This is a genomic window from Cognatishimia sp. F0-27, from assembly GCF_020667845.1.
GTDB lineage: Bacteria > Pseudomonadota > Alphaproteobacteria > Rhodobacterales > Rhodobacteraceae > JAFMPQ01.
The window spans coordinates 48,418-70,237 of record NZ_JAFMPQ010000008.1 but is presented as its reverse complement, the minus strand read 5'-3'; the positions used below and the strand labels follow the sequence as shown (position 1 = coordinate 70,237).

The 21,820-nt window shown below is 66.7% G+C and carries 20 protein-coding genes; 9 read left to right on the top strand and 11 right to left on the bottom strand.

What is annotated here, in order from left to right; genetic code table 11:
• Positions 1 to 3: 3 nt before the first annotated feature.
• The 8 genes from J1C49_RS06310 to rbfA form a co-directional block, all read right to left on the bottom strand.
• Positions 4 to 855 (bottom strand): helix-turn-helix transcriptional regulator, encoded by an 852-nt coding sequence (locus J1C49_RS06310; RefSeq protein ID WP_227444962.1) that lies wholly within the window; start codon positions 853 to 855, stop codon positions 4 to 6.
• The gene (locus J1C49_RS06305; RefSeq protein WP_227444961.1) at positions 852 to 1,598 is read right to left on the bottom strand and encodes an amino acid ABC transporter ATP-binding protein; all 747 of its coding nucleotides are present in this window, start codon (positions 1,596 to 1,598) and stop codon (positions 852 to 854) included. Before J1C49_RS06305 ends, J1C49_RS06310 begins: the two co-directional genes overlap by 4 nt.
• Entirely contained in the window at positions 1,598 to 2,416 is an 819-nt protein-coding gene (locus J1C49_RS06300) for an amino acid ABC transporter permease (RefSeq protein ID WP_227444960.1), read from the bottom strand. The genes J1C49_RS06305 and J1C49_RS06300 overlap by 1 nt, the downstream gene beginning before the upstream one ends.
• Before the next feature lie 142 nt (positions 2,417 to 2,558).
• Positions 2,559 to 3,383: an ABC transporter substrate-binding protein gene (locus J1C49_RS06295; protein WP_227444959.1), complete on the bottom strand. Its 825-nt coding sequence runs from the start codon at positions 3,381 to 3,383 to the stop codon at positions 2,559 to 2,561.
• A 155-nt stretch (positions 3,384 to 3,538) separates the two neighbouring features.
• Entirely contained in the window at positions 3,539 to 4,318 is a 780-nt protein-coding gene (locus J1C49_RS06290; RefSeq protein ID WP_227444958.1) for a 3'(2'),5'-bisphosphate nucleotidase CysQ, read from the bottom strand.
• A 72-nt stretch (positions 4,319 to 4,390) separates the two neighbouring features.
• Entirely contained in the window at positions 4,391 to 5,737 is a 1,347-nt protein-coding gene (locus J1C49_RS06285) for a TldD/PmbA family protein (RefSeq protein WP_227444957.1), read from the bottom strand.
• Positions 5,738 to 5,962: 225 nt separating this feature from the next.
• Positions 5,963 to 6,724 (bottom strand): phosphodiester glycosidase family protein, encoded by a 762-nt coding sequence (locus J1C49_RS06280; protein ID WP_227444956.1) that lies wholly within the window; start codon positions 6,722 to 6,724, stop codon positions 5,963 to 5,965.
• On the bottom strand, positions 6,717 to 7,112 hold the full coding sequence (gene rbfA, locus J1C49_RS06275) for a 30S ribosome-binding factor RbfA (RefSeq protein ID WP_227444955.1): 396 nt from the start codon (positions 7,110 to 7,112) through the stop codon (positions 6,717 to 6,719). Before rbfA ends, J1C49_RS06280 begins: the two co-directional genes overlap by 8 nt.
• Before the next feature lie 114 nt (positions 7,113 to 7,226).
• On the opposite strand from rbfA, the gene dapB reads away from it, so the two are divergent.
• Both dapB and J1C49_RS06265 read left to right on the top strand, forming a co-directional pair.
• Positions 7,227 to 8,045 (top strand): 4-hydroxy-tetrahydrodipicolinate reductase, encoded by an 819-nt coding sequence (gene dapB / locus J1C49_RS06270; protein WP_227444954.1) that lies wholly within the window; start codon positions 7,227 to 7,229, stop codon positions 8,043 to 8,045.
• A gap of 288 nt (positions 8,046 to 8,333) precedes the next feature.
• Positions 8,334 to 8,693 carry a dihydrodipicolinate reductase gene (locus J1C49_RS06265; RefSeq protein ID WP_227444953.1) on the top strand — a complete coding sequence of 120 codons (360 nt, stop codon included), beginning with the start codon at positions 8,334 to 8,336 and terminating at the stop codon, positions 8,691 to 8,693.
• Between the two features lie 258 nt (positions 8,694 to 8,951).
• Here J1C49_RS06265 and J1C49_RS06260 read toward each other — a convergent pair whose 3' ends face one another.
• On the bottom strand, positions 8,952 to 9,146 hold the full coding sequence (locus tag J1C49_RS06260; RefSeq protein ID WP_227444952.1) for a DUF1674 domain-containing protein: 195 nt from the start codon (positions 9,144 to 9,146) through the stop codon (positions 8,952 to 8,954).
• A 179-nt stretch (positions 9,147 to 9,325) separates the two neighbouring features.
• On the opposite strand from J1C49_RS06260, the gene J1C49_RS06255 reads away from it, so the two are divergent.
• The 3 genes from J1C49_RS06255 (at position 9,326) to purH (ending at position 14,124) form a co-directional block, all read left to right on the top strand.
• Positions 9,326 to 10,579: an RsmB/NOP family class I SAM-dependent RNA methyltransferase gene (locus J1C49_RS06255; protein WP_227444951.1), complete on the top strand. Its 1,254-nt coding sequence runs from the start codon at positions 9,326 to 9,328 to the stop codon at positions 10,577 to 10,579.
• Positions 10,580 to 10,763: 184 nt separating this feature from the next.
• The gene (locus J1C49_RS06250) at positions 10,764 to 12,515 is read left to right on the top strand and encodes a heparinase II/III family protein (RefSeq protein ID WP_227444950.1); all 1,752 of its coding nucleotides are present in this window, start codon (positions 10,764 to 10,766) and stop codon (positions 12,513 to 12,515) included.
• 19 nt (positions 12,516 to 12,534) lie between these two features.
• The gene (gene purH / locus J1C49_RS06245) at positions 12,535 to 14,124 is read left to right on the top strand and encodes a bifunctional phosphoribosylaminoimidazolecarboxamide formyltransferase/IMP cyclohydrolase (protein ID WP_227444949.1); all 1,590 of its coding nucleotides are present in this window, start codon (positions 12,535 to 12,537) and stop codon (positions 14,122 to 14,124) included.
• 376 nt (positions 14,125 to 14,500) lie between these two features.
• Here purH and pepT read toward each other — a convergent pair whose 3' ends face one another.
• The gene (pepT, locus tag J1C49_RS06240; RefSeq protein ID WP_227444948.1) at positions 14,501 to 15,886 is read right to left on the bottom strand and encodes a peptidase T; all 1,386 of its coding nucleotides are present in this window, start codon (positions 15,884 to 15,886) and stop codon (positions 14,501 to 14,503) included.
• Between the two features lie 346 nt (positions 15,887 to 16,232).
• Here pepT and lspA point away from each other — a divergent pair, with 346 nt between their 5' ends.
• From lspA to J1C49_RS06220, 4 genes are all read left to right on the top strand, one after another.
• Positions 16,233 to 16,715: a signal peptidase II gene (gene lspA / locus J1C49_RS06235; RefSeq protein ID WP_227445012.1), complete on the top strand. Its 483-nt coding sequence runs from the start codon at positions 16,233 to 16,235 to the stop codon at positions 16,713 to 16,715.
• A 52-nt stretch (positions 16,716 to 16,767) separates the two neighbouring features.
• On the top strand, positions 16,768 to 17,301 hold the full coding sequence (locus J1C49_RS06230) for a DUF3035 domain-containing protein (RefSeq protein WP_227444947.1): 534 nt from the start codon (positions 16,768 to 16,770) through the stop codon (positions 17,299 to 17,301).
• A 337-nt stretch (positions 17,302 to 17,638) separates the two neighbouring features.
• On the top strand, positions 17,639 to 19,042 hold the full coding sequence (locus J1C49_RS06225; RefSeq protein ID WP_370639377.1) for a M16 family metallopeptidase: 1,404 nt from the start codon (positions 17,639 to 17,641) through the stop codon (positions 19,040 to 19,042).
• A complete protein-coding gene (locus tag J1C49_RS06220) occupies positions 19,039 to 20,358 on the top strand; it encodes a pitrilysin family protein (protein ID WP_227444945.1) in 1,320 nt (439 codons plus the stop codon). The genes J1C49_RS06225 and J1C49_RS06220 overlap by 4 nt, the downstream gene beginning before the upstream one ends.
• Before the next feature lie 504 nt (positions 20,359 to 20,862).
• Here J1C49_RS06220 and dapA read toward each other — a convergent pair.
• Positions 20,863 to 21,738 (bottom strand): 4-hydroxy-tetrahydrodipicolinate synthase, encoded by an 876-nt coding sequence (dapA, locus tag J1C49_RS06215; protein ID WP_227444944.1) that lies wholly within the window; start codon positions 21,736 to 21,738, stop codon positions 20,863 to 20,865.
• Positions 21,739 to 21,820 lie beyond the last annotated feature (82 nt).

Sequence of the window (21,820 nt, the reverse complement as noted above, 5' to 3'; positions counted from 1 at the left end):
TGGCTAGCGTGAAAGCCAACGCACGGTGCCGGTCTCGCGCAGGTCATAGCCGCCGAGCGCCTCCGCCTTCTCGCGGATTTGCGGCCCGCGCGCGAAGTCCAGCAGCCGTTGCAGCGGCGGGGTGAACGCAGCCCTCCGGCAAAGCAGGAGGTCGAAGCGCTCGGTGATCAGCGGCGCGAAACGCAGCGAGAACTGCGCCGCCATGGAGGCGAGACCAAGGGTGACATCGGCGCCGCCCTCCGCCACAAGCGCGGCCGCGTCGCTTTCGCTATGGGCTGGCCCCACGCACTGGAGCGCATCGTCCGACAGGCCGGCTTCGTGCTTGAGGCGCTCCCAAAGCGCCGCGGTTCCCGTCCCGGCGCTCCGCGTGGCGAGGCGCGCGCCGGCGAGGTCCGACAGAGTGCTCGCGCTGGCAAAGGCAGGCCCCAGGATCAGCCCGCGCGTCCGGTGCGCCCAGGTGATCAGCACCGCTTCGCGCAACGGTTCGGCGGCCACGGTGGCTTCGTTCCATCCACCGGGTTCGGGCAAGTGCAACCCGGCGGCCATCGCCTCGCCGCGTGCAAAACGCGACAATCCCGCCGCGCTGCCTTCGGAAAGAAGCGCCAGACCGGAGCCGCATTCCCGCACCGCCCAGTCGAGCAAGGGGTCATGCGACCCCGCAAGCACCGGCGGGCGTGGTGCGGTGTCGGGCGCCATCCATTCCATCAGGGCATCGCGCGGAAAGAGCAGCTTGCCCGTGAGCCGGCGATGCGGGATCGCGCCTTCTGCAGCAAGGTCATAGACCTTGCGCTCCCGCACGCGCAGCAGCTCGGCCACTTCCCTGGTGGTCAGAAACAGGGGCGCCTCGTCGCTCATCCCGCCATCCCGCCTTGCAGCACGCGCGACAGGAACGCCCGCGTGCGCGCTTCGCGCGGACGCGAAAAGATCTCGGAGGGCGGGCCTTCTTCGCAGATCCGACCCTGATCCAGAAAGCAGATCCGGTCCGCGAGATCGCGGGCGAACCCCATCTCATGGGTGGCCAGAACCATGGTCATGCCCGTGCCGCGCAGGTCCCGCAACACGTCGAGCACCTCGCCCACCAGTTCCGGGTCGAGCGCGGAGGTGATCTCGTCGAAGAGCATGATCTCCGGCTCCATAGCCAGCGCCCGGATGATGGCCACGCGCTGTTGCTGTCCGCCGGACAGCTGATCGGGGTAATGCGCCATCCGGTCCGAGAGGCCGAATCGCTCGAACAAGGCGGCGCAGGGGCCGCGCAGGGCCTCGCGCGTCAGTCCCCGGACCCGGCGCGGTGCCAGCATGACGTTGTCGAGCGCGCTCATATGCGGAAACAGGTTGTAGCTTTGGAATACCATGCCGATGCGCGCGCGGATCGGCTGCGGGTCGAGGCCCGGTTCAGAGATGTCCGCCCCATCGAGCAGGATGCGCCCGTCGTCAATGGGTTCCAGCAGGTTCATGCAGCGCAGGAGGGTGGACTTGCCCGACCCGGAAGCGCCGATCAGGCAGATCATTTCACCGGTCCGGACGGTCAGGTCGATCCCGTCCAGCACCCGGTTGCCGCCAAAGCTCTTGCGCACGTCGTGCAGGGACAGCGTCGGCATCAGCTTTGCGTCCGGCGGGTTATGTTCATCAGGTAATCGGCGTAGCGCGTGGCGGGGATGGTGATGGCCAGAAAGATGATCGCGGCGCCCACATAGGGCGTGAAATTGGCCATCAGCGATTTGTAGACGCCCGCTTGCCGGAAGATCTCCACCGGCCCGATGAAGCTCAGAAGTGCCACGTCCTTTTGCAGGGCGACAAAGAGGTTCATGTTGGCGGGCACCACGCGCCGCAGCGCCTGCGGCAGGATCACGAAGCGCATCGTGTCGGCGCCGCTCAACCCCAGCGACAGGGCCGCGGCGCGCTGACTCTGGTGGATCGATTCGATGCCCGAACGGATCACCTCCGCCACATAGGCGGCATAGACGAGGATCAGCGCCAGACTGCCCCAGATATAGGGTGAATTCCATGGGCGGGGCAGACCGAGCCCCGGAATCCCGAAGCCGATTAGGTAGATCACGAGGATCACGGGCAGGCCGCGGAACACATCCGTATACGCGATGGCAAGCAGCCGGACCGGGTAAAGCGCCGGCGTGCGGAGATCCCGCGCAAGGGCCACGAGCAGGCCGAGGGCGGCGATCAGCGGCGCGCACCAGGCAAAGATTGCAACATCGAGCAGGAATGCGTTGAGCAGGCCCGGGAAGGTGTTTGCAAACACCTCCGCGTTGAAAAAGCTGCGCTGCACCGCCTCCCAGCCCGGGGCGAGGGGGACCAGCAGGACGACCGACACGAGAACGGCGCAGGTGGACGCGGCGGCGATGCCGTTTGCGCGGCGACGCTGGCGGGTCTCGAAGATCTGGCGGCGGGTGGGAGCGCTCATTGGGGATCGGGCCGTGTGTTCGGCAGGCTTTGCGGGAAAGCGGGAGGGGTGGGGGGCGCTGCCCCCCGTCTTTGCGGGGCAAAGACTCCCCCCGGGATATTTGAGGCCCAAAGAAGCCCGGGCCGTGCTGCGGTTTTCGGTGTCACTCGATGACCGGGACGCCGGTTGTCTGGGACAGCCACTCCGCTTCGATCTCCGCCAGTTGGCCGCTCTCGGTGAGGCGGGTGAGCGCGGCGTCGACGCATTCCTTGAGCGCGCTGCCCTCTTCCATCAGCATGCCGAACTGGTCGGGGTTGTCGGACCGGTCCGCGGGGAACTGTCCGAGGATGGCACCGTCGTTCAGCACCACGGCGGAAAGATAGAGCGCGGTGGGCAGGTCAAACAGCGCCGCGTCGATCTGGCCGGCCTGCATGGCCGCGGTCACGTCGGTGTTGTCGCCGTAGAGCAGCGGAGCGCGCGCCGGATCGATCAGGCCGGTGAGCATGGGCACGGCTGTCGTGTTGGCATCCGCGCCCCAGAGCAACCCCTTGAGGCTATCGATCGTGGCGGTCGCGCCTTCGTCGATCACGCGCTGCGTGGTGAGCACGGCCATGGCGGAACTGTAATAGGGGATCGAGAAATCGACCATCTTCTCGCGTTCCTCGGTGATCGAGAACTGCTGAAGATTGATGTCGAAATCCTTGGCGCCGGGCTGGATGGACTGATCGAAGCTCGTGCGGACCCAACGCACCTGCTCGGCGGAGAAGCCCATCTCTGCCGCCAGGGCATAGGCCACCGCGGCCTCGAAGCCCTCGCCGCTTTCCGGAGCGTCATTCATCACCCACGGGTAATAGGCGGGGTTGCCTGTGGCGATGGTCAATGTGTCTTCGGTCAGCGTCTTGCCGGAGGCACAGCTGTCTTGTGCCTGAGCGGCGACGCCAAGGCCGCAAAGCGCAAGGCAAAAGGCGGAGGTCGCGCGCAGTGTCATGGTCTTGTCCCCTGTTGGTCAGTCGCGGTCTGCCAAGAATGGGCATGGGTGCGCGGGCTTGTCCAGAGGGGGACTGGTTCAGGCGGGGGCTGTTCCGCGCACGCCGGCATATGCGATGCATCGACAGGCACTGGCCAAACCGGGCCGCCGCAGGGTCACCAAAGCCGCGCCAGCAGGGCGTCATGCAACACCGGATTGGCGGTCACCACGCCGTCGGTCTGGGGATGGGGGTTGTTGAACCGCAAGGGGGCCCCCCGACGGTCGCCGACCGCGGCCCCGGCCTCGGACAGGATCAGGCTGCCCGCGGCGATGTCCCACTCCCAGGCAGGCCGCAGAGTCAGCATCGCGTCGAACCGCCCTTCGGCCACCAGGCTGAGCCGGTAGGCCAGCGACGGGCGATGGTTGCGCTGGAAGGACGGGATCCCGTCACGCCAGTGTTCGGGGCGCATCGTGGGTTTCGTGGCCAGCACCGTCGCGGCCTCGAGATCGCGTTGCGCGCTCGGACGGATCGCCGCGCCGTTGAGCGTGGCGCCCCGGCCGCGTGCGGCGGCATAGAGAAAGCCGCGGGCCGGCATATAGACCACCGCCGCCGTCACGGCCCCGTTGCGCGCGACCGCGATGGAATGTGCCCAGGAGCGCGACCCGTCGATAAAGCTGCGCGTGCCGTCGATCGGATCGACGATGAACACATGCTCGGTGTCCAGCCGTTCCGCGCTATCGGGGCTTTCTTCGGAGAGCCAGCCATACCCGGGGCGTGCGTCGCGCAGGATCTCTTCGAGCCGCGCATTCACCGCGTGGTCGGCATCCGTGACCGGGCTTTGATCATGGCTCTTGTAGCGGATGTCGAGCGCACCCTTGTGATGGCTGAGCGCCACCGCACCCGCGGAGTCGGCCGCGCGGATCAGCAGCGAAAGATCGTCTTGCGCCGTGCTCATGGGCAGGGTTCCGCGCGCGCGGTGGCGACCGGGGCCATCCGGTTCGGACCGGTTCGGGAGAAAAGGCGCGCCTCAGGATCCGGCAAGTGTCAGCCCTTCGACCAGCAGCGACGGAACCACCCGGCTCAGCCACGGCCGCGCGTCATTGGCCGGGCGCAGGCTGCGCAGCATCTCGCGCAGGTTGCCCGCGATGGTTACGCCAGAGACAGGGTAGGCAATCTCTCCGTTCTCGATCCAATGGCCGGCGGCCCCGCGCGAATAATCCCCGGTATTGGGATTGATCGTGGCACCGATCATGGATGTCACCAGAAGACCGCTGCCCATCTCCTTCATCAGGTCCGCGCGGCTCTGAGTGCCTTGGGTGAGCGCAAGGTTCCATGCGGTTGGCGACACGCCGCCCGATACAGAACGCGCACCGTTGGCCGTGCTTGGCAGGCCCAGCTTGCGCCCCGTCGCCAGGTCCAGCGTCCAGTTGGTGAGCACGCCCTTGTCGACAATCGCGCGCCGCGCGGTGGGCAGGCCTTCGCCGTCAAACGGGCGCGACCCCGAGGCGCGCGGGCGGAACGGATCTTCGAGCAATGACAGGGTCTCGGGGAGGATCATCTCGCCCTTGGCCTCGCGCAACCACGAGGCGCCGCGCGCGATGGCGGACCCGTTGATCGCTGCCATCAGATGCCCGATCAGGGACGCGGCGATGCGCTCGTCGAACAGGACCGGATAGGCGCCTGTCTTGGGGGTGCGCGGGTCAAGCCGGGCGAGGGCGCGTTCGGCAGCCACGCGGCCAAGCTCGGAGGGCGCGCGCAATTCGGACTGGAAGGTCCGGCTGTCGCCGTCGTAATCCCGTTCCATGCCCAGCCCCTCGCCGGCAATGGCAACGCAGCCGGTGGAGCGGGAGGTGCGCGCATACCCGCCCGAGAAGCCATTTGTCGCCGCGATATGGATCTGGCGGGCGCTATACCCGGCGGAGGCCGATTGCACCTGGGTGATGCCCGTCTGGTTCAGCGCCGCGGCCTCGGCCTCGCGGGCATCGGCCTCAAGCTCTGCGGGCGCAGGTTCGGGTGCGGGATCGGCCAGTTCGAGCGCGTCCACGTTCCAATCGGTTGCGATCTGGTCGGGCGATGCGATCCCCGCATGCGGGTCCTCCGGCGCTTCGCGCGCCATGGCAACGGCGCGGATCGCCATGGCGTCCATGGTCTCGCGCCGCGTATCGGAGGCGGAGACGATGGCGCTCCGCTGGCCGACAAACACCCGCAGGCCCATGTCCGATCCTTCCGCGCGTTCAGCCTGCTCCAGCGCGCCGGCGCGCACGTCAATCGACAGCGCCGTGCCGGTGATTGCAATCGCGTCGGCGTGATCCGCCCCTGCGGCGCGGGCCGCATCGAGCAAGGCGTGGGTGAGGGTTTCGGGCGTGACTGTCATGATGGCTCCGGCGCTGACACAGGCGAGAGGTAGGCCGGTTGACCATGAGGCGCAAGTCCGGTGCAATCGATGATGCCAGACGCCACCCCGGACACCGGATCGGGAAGATGCGCAGTCCTGTCTATTCGGAGCGGCGGTTGGCGCAGTCTTGGGGGAGCCTTGAGCCGCCGTCCCGGACCAAGTGATGCGGCGGCCTGCGGCAAGACGGGCAGGGCGGTGAACAGGTCAGCGGGCCGGTTCGGTGACAGCGATGATCGGGCCCATGCGTCGCCCGAGATCGGATCGTCCGATCTCCGGCGCATAAAGACGCGAGACATTGCCGTCCAGAAACAGCGCGTTCGGCACGCCAATCTGATCCCGAAAGAGCCGTCCGAATTCGTGAAACGTCACCGCGTTTTCAGAGATGGCGAAAACCACGCGCTGGCCATCCTCCGACGTGCCCACACCGTTGCGCACATAGCGCGACGTGCTGTCCGGCAAAAACCGGGGATGCAGCTCTCCGTCGATCACCAGCATTGGCCCGCTCTGGGTGGCATAGGTGCAGCCGGGATCGCTTTCGAGATAGAGACCGGTCTCGATCACGTCCGCGCGCCCTTCGCGGATGCAGAACACGCCGTTCGGCAGCAGCCCGAAATTGCCGGGTCCGGGCGTTGCGATGACCCGCATCTGCTCGACGCCGTCCTCGACATAGTGACCCACCGGCGCGCGATCGTCATGATACATCCCGCCGTTCATCGCAAAAACCAGTGTCTCTCCAAGCGCCTCGACCCGCGTGGCCAGCTCGGAGAAATGCCCGTAGGGCACGCCGAGCGGGTCCGTGCGATAGAGCCGCAAGGTCTCTTGCGGCAGCGTGACCTCGCAGAGCGTGAACCGGTTTTCCTCGAAGTCGATGGTGTTGCACGTGACCGCCTGCGCCGGAGCAGGACCGAGTGCCGAGATGGCAACCGCCAGCCCGAAGCCAAGCAAAAGGCGCGCCCGCTCAATCATCCAGATCGCGCCGCACCGTGCTCTGGGAGAAGAGCCGCCGGGTCTCGTCAAGCTGATCGAACGTATCGTCGAGGCGAAACCGCAGTTCCGGCGCGTATTTCAACGTCAGCCCCTTGGAGACCGCGCGGCGGAGTTCCCCGGCATTGCGCTTGAGCAGCTCGAACATGTCGTCCTGCCCCTTGCCGCCAAGCGGCACAACATATGCGGTGGCGACCTTGAGATCCGGAGAGACCCGCACCTCGCCCACCGTGATCGACAGGCGGTTGAGATCCGGATCGTGGATCTCGCCGCGCATCAGCACGTCGGAAAGCTGGCGGCGGATCAATTCGGCCACGCGCCGCTGGCGCTGGCTCGGTCCGGAAGCGGGGTCTGTGCGGTGTTTTCCCATGCCCCCCATCTAAGCGTCCGGACACGCTTTGCCAAGCGCGACGCGGCGGCGTATGGAAGGGAGAAACAATGGATCGAAAGGGCCCGCGCGCGGGCGGGATGGGGAGCAAGGCAAATGACAGACATACCGGGCGTGGTGATCACGGGCGTTTCGGGCCGTATGGGCCAGATGCTGGTGCGCGAGGTGCAGGCATCTGACAATCTGCGCCTGGTGGGGGCGCTTGAACGGGCCGGCCACGCGTGGGTCGGGCAGGACCTTGGCGAAGCCATGGGTGGTGCGCCGCTGGGCTGCCGGGTCGATGACGACCCGCTGGAACCCTTTGCCCGCGCCCAGGCGGTGATCGATTTCACCTCTCCGGATGCGAGCTGCGATTATGCCGACCTTGCCGCGCAGGCCCGCGCCGTCCACGTCATCGGCACCACCGGTTTCGAGCCGCGGCACCTCGGCCGTCTCGACGCAGCGGCCCGGCACGCGGTGATCGTGCGGGCGGGCAACATGAGCCTCGGGGTAAACCTTCTGACGCAAGTCACCAAACAGGTGGCCGCGGCGCTGGACGCCGATTGGGATATCGAGATCGTCGAGGCGCATCACAACCGCAAGGTCGATGCACCTTCCGGCACCGCGCTGATGCTGGGCGAGGCTGCGGCAGAGGGGCGCGGGGTCGATCTCGATACGGTATCCGACAGGGGGCGCGACGGCATCACCGGCGCGCGTGAGCGCGGACATATCGGGTTTCACGCGATACGGGGCGGGGATGTGGTTGGTGAGCACGAGGTGATCTTTGCCGCCGCGGGTGAGCGGATCGTTCTCAAGCATATTGCCTCCGATCGCGCGCTTTTTGCCCGTGGCGCGCTCAAGGCCGCGCTCTGGGGGCAGGATCGCGACCCCGGGGCCTATGACATGCTTGACGTGCTCGGTCTCAAGTCCGGATGACGGGCTACGGCCTGCCGTCTGACGCGGGCAAATCCGTCTGACGCGGTGAATCCGGCGGACAGCGCAAATCCGGCGGATAGGGCAAATCCGGCGGACGGCGCAAATCCCGCTGACGGCGTCTCCCGTGGCAAGGCCGGGGCAGGGCAGCGCCTGTACGCGCGAGCCGGGCGACGCCCCCGTGCGCAATATCGCGCCGGTGCTTCGGATGCCGCGGCACCCTTGGGCTTGAATGCGCGTCAATCCCGCTATCTTCAATGGCAACGCCTTTGATGCATGCGGGAGGTATCTATGACAAATGCTCTTGGAATGATCGTCGCCGCCGCTTGCCTTGGCCTCGCGACGGCCGCACAGGCAGATTTTGCCAAGGTTGACGACAAGTCGGCGTTCCTGTCCCTCGTTCAGGGCAAAACGCTCAAGCGGCCCTTTGTAACGCTCCAGGTGACGCCGGATGGCGGGATCGCAGGGCGCGGCGCGCGCTGGGATGTCACCGGAAACTGGCAATGGCAGAACGGGTTCTTCTGTCGCGACCTCTACTGGGGCGGCGATGATCTTGGCTACAATTGTCAGGAAGTGCGTGCGGATGGGAACCGGATTCGGTTCACCTCGGATCGCGGGGCAGGACGCTCTGCAGATTTTCGACTGCAATAAGCGGCCCTCCACTCAGTAAGGCTTGATGGAGGGGAGTCTTTGGCTTGCCCGTCCCCTGAAGCGCGGCGCGTCGTCGGAGCCGTCGTGCGAAACGGCACATCGGGTTCCCGAATTGGGACAGCCCGTGCCGCGCCTCGCCAAAAATCCGTGCGCGTGATCTGACCGTCCTTGCGCGGCCGTTCGACGTCTCTCCGGGCGGCAATAAACGCCGGACCACACGCCCAACAATCGCCTTGCGCCCTCTAAGGCAAACGCCGCTCAGAAATCGATCGCAAGGCCTTTCTTCTCCCAATCGCCATAGCGGACAGGCTCCGGCCCGTCGCGCCCGCCAAGCTCTGTGGGCATCGGATTGGCCTTCGCGTCGGCCTCCGCTTTGGCGCGACGCTCCGCAGCCTCTGCAAGGGCACGCTGTGCAGCGGGGGGCAGGTCCTTCGGCGCTGTGTCGTCGCTCATCATCTCGTCCTTTCGACAGTGTCGCTGCGCGCCTGCCATCCGCTCGCAGCGGGTTTTCGGCGCGGCGGCGCTTTCCTTGCGCTCTGAGCGTTGATATACGCGCCGCGCGACGCGGGACAAGGCCATGGCCCGGATCGGGCCGACCCCGCCGCACCGCAACCCACCATATCGGAGAGCCCATGTCCAAAGAAGCAAGCCCGGCCCGTCGCGCCGCCGTGACCCTGCTGATGGATGCCCTCGAAAACGGCCGCCCGATCACCGAAGCCGGGCCCGCGCTGGCACGGCTCGACCCGTCCGAGCGGGCCGCGGCGATGCGTCTGGCCATGGCCGTGCTGCGCGAACTGGAGCGCGCCGACAGGGTGCTCAAGCCACATCTGCGCAAACGCCCGCCGCTCTTTGTCCAGACGGTGCTGCGCCTCGGCACGATCGAGCTTGCGCAAGGCGGGGCCGCACACGGCGTCGTGCATGACTGCGTGACCCTCGTGGCCGCGCATAAACGTCACGCGGCCCTCAAAGGGCTCGTCAACGCGGTGCTGCGCAAGGTGGCGCAGGACGCCCCCGAGAAATGGCCGCTGCTGCGGGTGCCGCGCCTGCCAAAATGGTTGCGCGGCCCGCTTGTCAGCGCCTGGGGTGCGGAGGCGGTCGCGGGCATCGAAACCGCGCATCTGCGTGGCGCCCCGCTCGACCTTACCGCGCGCCATGATGCGGCCGCCGTGGCAAAGGCCACCGGCGGCACGCTTCTGCCAACCGGCTCCATCCGGCTCGACGCGGCGCAGGTCACGGCTCTGCCCGGTTTCGACGATGGTGAATGGTGGGTGCAGGACGCCGCCGCCGCGCTGCCGGTGACGCTTCTGGGCGATGTTGCGGGCAAATCCGTGCTCGACATGTGTGCCGCTCCAGGCGGGAAAACCCTGCAGCTTGCCGCGCGTGGCGCGGCGGTCACGGCGCTCGACCTCTCCGCCGACCGGCTCAAACGGGTGGCTGACAATCTCGCCCGCACCGGTCTGAGCGCGACGCTTGTTGCAGGCGACGCGCTGGAGCATGAAGGCCGCTACGAGGCGATCCTGCTCGACGCGCCCTGTTCGGCCACCGGCACCATCCGCCGCCATCCCGACCTGCCGCATATCCATCAGGGGGACCGGATCGGCGCGCTGATCGGGCTTCAGGCGGCCATGCTTGACCACGCGCTTGAACTGCTCGCGCCGGGCGGCACGCTGGTCTATGCCACCTGTTCCCTGATCCCGGACGAGGGCGAGGTGCAGATCGACGAGGCGCTCGCGCGTCACCCCGGCCTGCGCGTGGTGCCGCCGGAGGCATCGTGGGTCGAAGACGGGTGGCGCAGCGCAGAGGGCGGCTTGCGCCTGCGGCCCGATTTCTGGGCAGAGCGGGGCGGCATGGACGGGTTTTACATGGCAGCCCTGACCCGATCCTGATGGCGCGCATGTTCGGGGCTGGCGTCTTGGCCACAGTCTGGGCGCCTTCCGCCATCGGGTGTCCTGACAAGCCCGACCCGCCGCGATAGGGTTATCCACGGCGTTATCCACAGGCCCGGGCATGGTGCATGGCCGCGCCCCGTGGAGAAGGTCGCACAGGGACGGGCGGTGAAGGTGGTGGGCCATGCCAAAGGCATTTTCAGACCAACGCGCGGCCGGGCCGCGCCTGATTGACCGGCTGCATGCCCGGCTCGCGGCGCATGCGCGCCCCGCCACCGCCTTCGTGCAACAGCCCGAACCGCGCACTGTGGGCGCCTTCACCCGGGGCCGCCAACTGCTCGCTGGCAATCTGCTCTTCGGTGGCCATCTGGTCGAAGCGCCCGAAACCCTGCTGTGGGATGTGACCGCTCCGGATCCGGTCTTTGCCGCCGAGTGCCATGGCTTTGGCTGGCTCGACGATCTGGCCGCCATCGGCGATGCCGCGGCGCGGGAAACCGCGCAGGCCTGGCTCTGGGCGTGGATTGACCGCTTTGGCAAGGGGCGTGGCCCCGGCTGGACCCCGGACCTGACCGGGCGACGCGTCATCCGATGGATCCACCATGCGGTGTTTCTGTTGCGCGGTGTCACACCGGAGCAATCCCGCGCCTATTTCGCGGCGCTGGCCGCCCAGACGCTGTTTCTCGCGCGGCGCGGGGCGCGCGCCGCACCGGGCTTGCCACGGTTCGAGGCGCTGACCGGCCTTGTCTATGCCTCGCTTGCGCTTGAAGGGATGGAAGACCACGCCACCGGGGCGATTGCCGGGCTCGGCGCGGATTGCGCGCGGCTGATCGACGAACAGGGAGGCATCCCGACCCGCAATCCCGAAGAGCTTCTGGAAGTGTTCACCCTGCTGTCCTGGGCGCTGGCCGCCATTGAGGAGAGCGGGCGCAGGCCGGACGCCGCGCATCGCACCGCGATCGAACGGATCGCGCCCACCCTGCGCAGTCTGCGCCACGCCGATGGCGGGCTGGCCCGGTTCCATGGCGGCGGGCGCGGCCTCGAAGGACGGCTGGACCAGGCGCTTGCCGCATCAGGGGTGCGGCGCAAGCGCCGCGAGGGGCTGGCGATGGGGTTTGCCCGGCTGGCCGCCGGGCGGACCACCGTCATCATCGATGCAGCGCCGCCTCCAAAGGGCGCTTTGGCCGGACAGGCGCATGCCTCCTCCACCGCCTTCGAGCTGACTTCCGGGCGGCGCCCCTTCATCGTGAGCTGCGGGTCGGGGGTGAGTTTTGGCGCCAAATGGCGCCGGGCCGGGCGCGCCACCCCTTCGCATTCCACGCTCTGCCTTGATGGCACGTCGAGCGCGCGCTTGACCAAGTCCAAGGGCAAACGCAATGACAGGACAGAGCGCCTCGATGCGGGTCCAGCCCGCGTCCCGGTGCAATTCGACCGCCGTGCCGAAGGCCACCGCATCGAGATCGGCCATGACGGCTATGTGTCCGGTTACGGTCTGACCCATGCGCGCAGCCTGATGCTGAGCCTCGACGGGCGCGCCCTTGAAGGCGAAGAGTATCTGGTGGCCCTCGAACGGAGCGACAAGAAGACCTTCGACGCGGCGCTCGACCGCACACGGCTCGCCGGCGTGCCGTTTCGTGTGCATTTTCACCTTCACCCGGATGTGGACGTGGCGCTCGATATGGGCGGCACGGCGGTTTCCATGGCGCTGCGCTCCGGCGAGATCTGGGTTCTGCGTAGCGAAATGGGCACGGAAATCACGCTCGAACCCTCTGTCTATCTCGAAAAGGGGCGTTTGCGCCCGCGCGCGACGAAACAGGTCGTTTTATCCGGCCGCGCGATGGAGTATGCGACGCGCATCCGCTGGTCTCTGGCCAAGGCGCAGGACACGGCCATCGCCGTGCGCGACCTGAGCCGGGACGAGGTGGATGTGACGAGCTGAACCACGCCAGAGGACACCGATGAACGATCTCCAACCCGTGCGCCGCGCACTGCTTTCCGTTTCCGACAAGACCGGTCTGATCGATCTTGCCCAGGCCTTGTCCGACCGGGGGGTCGAGCTGCTGTCCACCGGCGGCACCGCCGCCGCGATGCGCGATGCCGGTCTCACCGTGCGCGATGTCTCTGACGTGACAGGCTTTCCGGAAATGATGGACGGGCGGGTCAAGACACTGCACCCGGCCGTGCATGGCGGGCTGCTGGCACTGCGCGATGACGCGAGCCACAAGGCGGCAATGGAGACGCATGGCATCGGCGCGATCGACCTTCTGGTGGTCAATCTCTACCCGTTCGAAGACACGGTCGCCAAGGGGGCCGATTACGACACCTGTGTCGAGAATATCGATATCGGCGGCCCGGCCATGCTGCGCGCCGCGGCCAAGAATCACGCCTATGTCTCCGTCGTGACGGACGTGGCCGACTACACCGCGCTCATCCATGAGCTTGAGCAGAATGACGGCCATACCAGCCTGCCGTTCCGCCAGCGGCTGGCCCAGATCGCCTATGCCCGCACCGGCGCCTATGACGCGGCGGTGAGCACCTGGATGGCGGGCGCCATCGGGGAGCCAAATCCGCGCCGCCGCGTGATCGCCGGCCAGTTGGCACAGCCGCTGCGCTATGGCGAAAACCCGCACCAGGCCGCCGCCTTCTACCGTGACGGAACCGCCCGGCCCGGCGTTTCCACAGCGATCCAGCATCAGGGCAAGGAGCTGAGCTATAACAATATCAACGACACCGATGCTGCCTTCGAGCTGGTGTCGGAGTTCCGCCCCGAGGACGGCCCCGCCTGCGCGATCATCAAACACGCCAACCCCTGTGGCGTGGCGCGGGGCGCGACGCTCGAAGAGGCTTACCGGCGCGCTTTTGATTGCGACCGCACTTCGGCCTTCGGCGGGATCGTGGCGCTCAATCAACCGTTGGACAGGGCCACTGCCGAGGCGATTGTCGATATCTTCACCGAGGTGGTCATTGCGCCGGGCGCCGACGAGGACGCCATCGCCGTCTTCTCCGCCAAGAAGAACCTGCGCCTGCTGACCACCGCGGGGCTCGCGGACACGTCCCAATCTCGCGCGGCATGGAAACAGGTCTCCGGCGGGTTCCTCGTGCAGGACGCCGACACCGGACAGCTTGGCTCAGACGCGCTCAAGGTTGTCACAAAGGCCCAGCCTTCCGAAGATCAAATGGCCGATATGCGGTTTGCCTGGACCGTGGCCAAGCATGTGAAATCCAACGCCATCGTCTATGTCCGTGACGGGGCCACCGTTGGCGTCGGTGCGGGCCAGATGAGCCGCGTCGATTCGGCGCTGATCGCCGCCAAGAAGGCGGAGCGCATGGCGGAGGCGCTGGGCCTGCCGGAACCGCTGACCAAGGGCTCTGTCGTGGCATCGGACGCGTTCTTTCCCTTCGCCGACGGGCTGCTTGAAGCTGCCGCGGCGGGCGCGTCCTGCGTGATCCAGCCGGGGGGCTCGATGCGCGACAACGAGGTGATCGCGGCGGCAGACGAGGCCGGGCTTGCGATGGTCTTCACCGGGATGCGCCACTTCCGCCATTGATCCTGCGCGGGCCACGGGGGCGCGTCCGCTGTCCGGACCGTCCACCGCGGCCAGCGCGGGCAACCGGGCTCCGCGCGCGCATCGTCTGCACGTATCAAGAAGCGCTGCGCGCCTCGGACGGCATCGGGGGGCTGGCGCCAGCCCCCTTTTCTGTTGGCAACGGTTGGTGGGCGACACAGATCAAAACTCTGCACGGTGGGCAGGCTGTGCCGTCAACCGGGCCATGATCCAAAGAGCGGAGCCCATCAGGGTTCCGGGACAAGCCTTGTGGCGTGCCGCGAGCCCGGAGGCAGGCCACGCGATCGCTGTCCTCAACGGGCGAGACCGCCGCGATCGGGGGCGGGCGAGCCGTGCGGCCTCTGCCCCCGCTGCCCGCCTATTCCGATCGCACGGCACGCTCCGCGATGCGCAGACAAAAGGCGGTGGCCTGCGCCATGTCCTGCACCGAAACCCATTCAAGCGGTCCGTGCACGTTCTGCATGCCGGTAAACAGGTTGGGGCAGGGCACGCCCAGTTCCGTCAGACGCGAGCCGTCGGTTCCGCCCCGGATCGGCACGGACAGCTCCGGGATCCCGAGATCCGCAAGCGCTTGCCGTGCCAGATCGACCGGCGTCATGTCATCTTCGAGCCAATACCGCATGTTGCGGTATTGCGGCGTGATCTCGCAGGTGATCTCGGCGCGCGGTTCCGTCGCCGCAATCGTCTCGCAGACCTGCCGCAACAGCGCGCCTTTCGCCGCCAGCCCCTCCCGTTCGAAGTCGCGCAGGATGAAGCGCACGGTCATTTCTGCCGCGCTGCCTTCGATATCGACGACATGGATGAACCCGTCCCGCCCATCGGTGGTTTCCGGTGTCAGGGTCGCTTGCGGCAGCGTATCGACGATCTTCGCACCAAGATGGATCGCATTGACGAGCTGGTCCTTGGCGGTGCCCGGGTGGATCGATACCCCTGTGATCGTGACGCTGGCAAAATCCGCCGAGAAGGTTTCATAAACCACTTCACCGACCTCGCCGCCGTCCAGCGTATAGGCGAAATCCACGGCGAGGTCCGCCGGCAGCGCCGGATCGACGCCGCGCCCGATCTCCTCGTCGGGGGTAAACGCAAGCCGGATCGTCGGACGTGCGATCTGCGGGTTCTGCAGCAGATGGCGCGCGGCGGTCATCACGATCGCGACGCCGGCCTTGTCATCCGCCCCAAGCAAGGTCAGCCCGGACGCGGTGACGATGTCATGGCCGACCTTGTTCGCGAGGTAGGGAAACTCTTCCGGGCTGAGCGCCAGATCCGGGTCGTCGGGAAAGCTGATCGTGCCGCCGTTATAGCCTTCGATCACGCGTGGCTTGACCCCGGTTGCGTTGAATTGCGGGGCCGTGTCCACATGCGCCAGGAAGCCCACCGTCGGTCCCGGCGCGGTGCCCGGGATCGTCGCGATCACCGTGCCATAGGCGGTCTTGACCACGTCGGACGCCCCCATATCGGTCAGTTCCTCCACCATAAGGTCGAGCATGGCATGCTGGCATTCGGTCGAAGGGCCGGTGGGGCTGTCCATATCCGACTGGCTGTCGATGGCGCAGTATCGCACGAGCCGCGACTTCAGTTCGTCATGAAAGGCGTGGGCTTGCGTGTCTCCAGCAACAGCGGCGCTTTCAATGCTGGCCTGCGCAACACTGGCCTCCGCAACTCTGGCTTTCGCAACTCTGGCCTCTGAATTGGCGGCAGGGCCGCCGGGGTCGGATGAAACACCCGGATCGCGCGTGTCGGTCATGGTCGCTCCTTCGGTCAATGGTCAGCAGGCCCCGACACTCCCGTCTTGTCAAGCGTCACCGGCCCGGTGCCGCAGGCCGCGCGCTTGCCCTGCGCCTGACCGGGCCGAGGGCGCAGCCCGGTCCGCGACAGAGGCGCCGGACCACCCCGCCCGACCGGCAATCCCATGCCGACCCCCGCCGGCAAAGACCGTGTCGGCTTCTGGTGAAACCGCGTGAAGGCTTGTATAGCGCCAAAACTGGCGCGGCTTGTCCCGCCATAGCGATGAGGACCCCGCCCCGATGGCACGCAGCAAGACCCAGACACCACGCCGATCCGCAACGCAATCCGGCAGAAAACCCGGCGGCATGCGCCTTGTCTGGGTCGTGGCGGCGGCAATTTTTGTCGTCGATCAGGCGATCAAATACTGGGTCGTGCATGCGATGGATCTCGCCACACGGCTCTCCATCGATGTGTTCCCACCCTTTCTCAACCTGCGCATGGCATGGAACTACGGCATCAATTTCGGGCTGTTCTCGGGCGATGCGCCGGGCACGCGCTGGGTGCTGATTTCCGTGGCTATCGGCATCGTGCTTTTTGTGCTGGTCTGGATGCGGCGCGACCCGCCCGGGACCCTGGGGCTGATTTCCGCCGGGTTCCTCATCGGCGGGGCGCTTGGCAATATCGTCGATCGCGTGCTTTACGGGGCTGTCGCGGATTTTCTCAACATGTCTTGTTGCGGGATCGTCAATCCTTTCGCTTTCAATGTCGCCGATATCGCAATTTTCATAGGGGCTGTTGGGCTGGTGCTCTTTCCCGGCGAGGGATCGGGCGGTAAAAAGGCCGGGTGACGCCGCCCGAGGGATCGGGTAAAGCTGAACGCGAACCAAACTGGAGGGTGCGATGCGGGCTGCGCATCTGATGATCATTATCGGCGTTCTGGCGGTGTCCGCCTGTGCGCGAGGCACCCCCGAGCTGCGGGATTTGCGCACCTTCTCCGGCCAGCCGGAGGAATTCGCGATTGTCCCGCCGAAGCCGCTGCAAACGCCTGAGGATATCGGCGCATTGCCGCCGCCAACACCGGGTGGCAGCAACCGAACCGACCAACGCCCGTTGCAGGACGCGGTTGCCGTGCTCGGTGGAAACCCCGCGCGGGTGACCGAAGGCCGCGGCGGGGCCGTGCCCGGAGCGGACACCGGCCTGATCGGAGCGGCCAGCCGCTTTGGACGTGATGGCAATATTCGCACCACCCTTGCGGCCGAAGACGAGGCCTTCCGCCAGAGGCGTGGGCGCTTTACCTGGCAACTGATCCCGGAGAATCAGTATAACCGCGTCTATCGCAGCCAGGCTCTCGACCCGTATCTCTGGCTTGAACAATTCCGTCGCGCAAATCGCCGCACGCCGTCTGCCCCGCCGGAAGGCTTGGAGCGGAACTGATCCCCGCGGCACGCGGCGCCGCATCCCCGCACAATGCGGTTCAGACACGTCGCGCCGACCATGTCGGATAGGCTCGGGGGCCTCGTGTTTGATCAACGCATCGCGGATTGCTTGTCCGGCCCGCGCCCTGGCGCGCCCCGGCCGCGCGAGAGCCCCCTGACGACCTGTCACTGTGCAGAGCGCAGCCGCCCGGGCGCGTTACGGCCGAAAGGTCTGCGCCACGTGACCGAAACAAGGCTGCGCACAATCGCGTGACCGGGCCGGCAATCGCCATGAATCCCGTTTCCCGTCCGTCAGGAATGGTTGAACATACCGCAAAAAAGCACAGTTTGTGTGCATGGTTTTTCAAAGGAGGCCTGCCTTGCTCAAGAGACTCGCCTGTATCGCCGCGACCTGCTGCGCGACAACGCTCGCCCATGCGCAGGACATCGAGGACGACGTCACCAGCTTCACGCTCGACAACGGCATGGACGTTGTCGTGATCGAGGACCACCGCGCTCCGGCCGTCGTCCACATGGTCTGGTATCGCGCGGGCTCCGCGGACGAGCCGCGCGGCGCGTCTGGGATCGCGCATTACCTCGAACACCTGCTGTTCAAGGAAACGGACAACATGGAAGCGGGCGAGTTCTCCCGCGTTGTCGCAGAGAATGGCGGCCGGGATAACGCTTTCACCAGTTATGACTATACCGCCTATTTCCAGCGCGTCGCCGCGGATCGGCTCGAGTTGATGATGCGGATGGAATCGGATCGCATGGTCAATCTCAACATCACGCAGGAAGACATCCTGACAGAGCGCGAAGTGGTGATCGAAGAGCGCAACCAGCGTGTCGAGAACGACCCCGGCTCCCTGTTTCGCGAACAGCGCCGTGCGGCGCAGTTCCTCAACCATCCCTACGGCACGCCCATCATCGGGTGGCGCCACGAGATGGAAACGCTCACGCTCGAAGACGCGCTGGCATTCTACGAACGTCACTATGCCCCCAACAATGCGGTGCTCGTGGTTGCCGGAGATGTGGAGCCCGACGCGGTCCGCGCGCTTGCGGAGCAATACTACGGCGTGATCCCCGCCAATCCGGCGATCGGCCCGCGCGACCGCGTGGACGAGCCGCGCCAATTGGCCGAACGGCGGCTTCAGATGCGCGACCCGCGCGTGGCACAGCCCTATGTGATCCGCACCTATCTCGCGCCTGAACGCGACCCGGGCGATCAGGAAACCGCGGCCGCGCTGACCCTTCTGGCCGATGTGCTGGGCAGCGGTCAGACCTCGGTTCTGGTGCGCAAGCTCCAGTTCGACACGCAGGATTCCGTCTATGCGTCGGCCTTCTACAGCGGCCTGTCGCTCGACGATACGACCTTCGGTATCGTGACCGTTCCCGCGCCGGGCGTGCCCATGCAGGAGGCCGAAGACGCGCTCGATCAGGCGATCGCGGAGTTCCTCGAGGAAGGGGTGGATCCGGACCAGCTTGCCCGCATCAAGTTCCAGCGCCGCGCGCAGCTCATCTACGCCCGCGATGACGTGAACACGCTCGCCCGGCGTTACGGCGCGGCGCTGACCTCCGGTCTGACCGTTGCCGATGTGCAGGACTGGCCGGACGTGCTCGACGCCGTGACCGAAGAGGACATCATGGCCGCCGCGCGCATGATCTTCGACCGCAACAAATCGGTCACCGGCTGGCTGATGGCGCCCGACACCGATCTGGCGCAGGCCGAGATGACCACCGAAACGGAGGTGACGCAATGACCCGCCTGATCCTTGCCCTTGGCCTGTTCCTCGCCGCCACCGTCACCGCCCGCGCCGAGATCGACATCGACGTGGTCGAAAGCCCGGGCGGTACAACCGCCTGGCTGGTGCAGGACGACTCCATCCCCTTCGTTGCGCTGGAACTGCGCTTCAAGGGCGGGGCCTCGCTCGATCTGCCCGCCAAGCGGGGAGCCACCAACCTCATGGTGGCCCTGCTCGAAGAAGGCTCGGGCGACATGGACGCGCGCGCCTTCGCGGCCGCAACCGAGGAGTTGGCAACCTATATCAGCTTCGATGTGAGCGATGATGCGGTGTCCGTCTCCGCGCGTTTCCTGACGGAAAACCGCGACGCGGCGGTGGCACTGCTGCGCGAGGCGCTGGTCAATCCACGCTTCGATCAGGACGCCATCGACCGTGTGCGCGCACAGGTGCTCTCCGGCATCCGTTCCGACCTGCTGGACCCCGACACGATTGCATCCGAAGCATTCAACGCCATGGTCTTTGGCGACCATCCCTACGGCACCGGCCTCGAGGGCACCGAAGCCAGCGTCTCGGCGCTGAGCCGCGACGATCTCGTGGCCGCGCATCAGGGCACCATCGCCCGCGACCGCGTCTATGCCGGCGCTGCCGGTGACATCACGCCCGCCGAACTCGGCGCTTTGCTCGACACGGTGCTGGGCGATCTGCCCGAAACAGGCCTGCCGCAAGTAGCCGACATCGCGGTCGACACAAGCGGCGGCGTGACGGTTGTGCCGTTTGACACGCCGCAATCCGTGGCGGTGTTCGGTCATGCGGGCCTGCCGCGCGACCACCCGGATTTCTTCGCCGCCTTCGTGATGAACCAGATTCTTGGCGCCGGTGGGTTCGAAGCCCGGCTGATGACCGAGGTGCGCGAAAAGCGCGGCCTCACCTACGGGGTCTATTCCTATCTCGTGCCCAAGGACCACGCCGCGCTCTACATGGGACGGGTCGCCTCGGCCAATGACCGGATCGCCGAAGCGGTCGCGGTGATTTCCGAGGAATGGGCCAAAATGGCTGAAAACGGTGTCACCGAAGAGGAGCTGAGCGCGGCCAAGACCTATCTGACCGGGGCCTATCCGCTGCGGTTCGACGGCAACCGTCCGATTGCGCAGATCCTCGTCGGGATGCAGATGGATGACCTCTCGCCGGATTACGTGGTGACCCGCAATGACAGGATCGAAGCCGTCACGCTCGACGATGTGGCCCGTGTCGCCTCCGAGGTGCTGCAACCGGATGCGCTGCATTTCGTGGTGGTCGGTCAGCCTGAAGGGCTCGATTCGGGCATCGGCCAATAGTCGCGCCCCATCCCTGCAAAACGCGCAAGGCCCGGTGAAAAACGCCGGGCCTTCCTGCGTCTCGGCGCCCGCTTTTCGGCCAAAGGGTGCCGACATGGCGCAACTCAGAGGCGGGTTCGCCGGCGCTCCGGCCCCGCGCAGGTCGGGGACACCGCGCTGGCGCTTGGCCGCGGTCGTGCCAACCCGGTGCAGGGTCCGCGCGCCGCTTCCCGGAAACCAGCAACATGGGGCGTAGAACCGGGCATTTGCGCCCCGGCGCCCGATGGCCGCCTGAGTGCCGGCCGGGCGGCGCAAGACCTGCGCACGGTGCCCGACCACCTATGAACACTGGGATGACGGCAGAACCTTCGCGCCCGCGCCCCTGTTTCTTCTGTCGTGAAATACTCCGGGGAGTGTGAGGGGCTGGCCCCTCACTCCTGCACGCGTGCCGCCGCCGGAACGCCCGGCCTCCCCCGCGGCACACCGGCCCCGCAAGTCACATCCGGCGAATCAACCGCGTCCGGCTCAGTTCAGGAGCCCGGCAAACCGCAACGCGTCGTCGAGCCTGGCGCGCGTCGGCTCGGTCACGGGCACCAGCGGCGCGCGCACCTCCTCGTCGCACAACCCAAGCTTCGACATCGCGTATTTCGCGCCACACAAGCCCGGCTCGACAAAAATCGCCTGGTGCAGCGGCATCAGCCGGTCGGCTATCTCCAGCGCCTTGGCGTAGTCGCCGTCGAGACACGCATTCTGCAACGCGGCGCAGAGCTGGGGCGCCACATTGGCCGTGACCGAGATACAGCCCACCCCGCCTTGTGCATTGAAGCCGTGCGCCGTGGCATCCTCTCCCGAAAGCTGGATGAACGCTTTCCCGCAGGTGATCCGCTGCGCCGAAACCCGCGCCAGGTCACCGGTCGCGTCCTTCACGCCCACGATCCGGTCAAGCTTGGCCAGTTCGCCCATGGTTTCGGGTGTCATGTCCACCACCGAACGTCCGGGAATGTTGTAGATGATGATCGGCAGCGTGCAGCACTCGTGCAGCATGGTGAAATGCGCGATCAGCCCCGCCTGTGTGGGCTTGTTGTAGTAGGGCGTCACCACGAGCCCGGCATCGGCCCCCACGCGCTCGGCATGCTGCAGGAAGCGCATCGCCTCCACGGTGTTGTTCGAACCCGCTCCCGCGATGACGGGGATCCGCCCCGCGGCGGTTTCGACCACGCATTCGATCACGTCTTCGTGTTCGTCATGGCTCAGGGTCGGGCTCTCACCGGTGGTGCCCACGGGCACAAGCCCGTGGCTGCCTTGCTCGATATGCCACAGGACAAGGCGTTTGAGCGTGTCGAAATCCACGGCGCCGTCCTTGAACGGCGTGACCAGGGCTGGCATCGATCCCTTGAACATCTCACGCTCCTTCTTTTTCGTGCTATCCTGACGCGGCATATGCAACCCGTGCGCGAGGGCTCGCGCAGGGCTGCGCTATTCG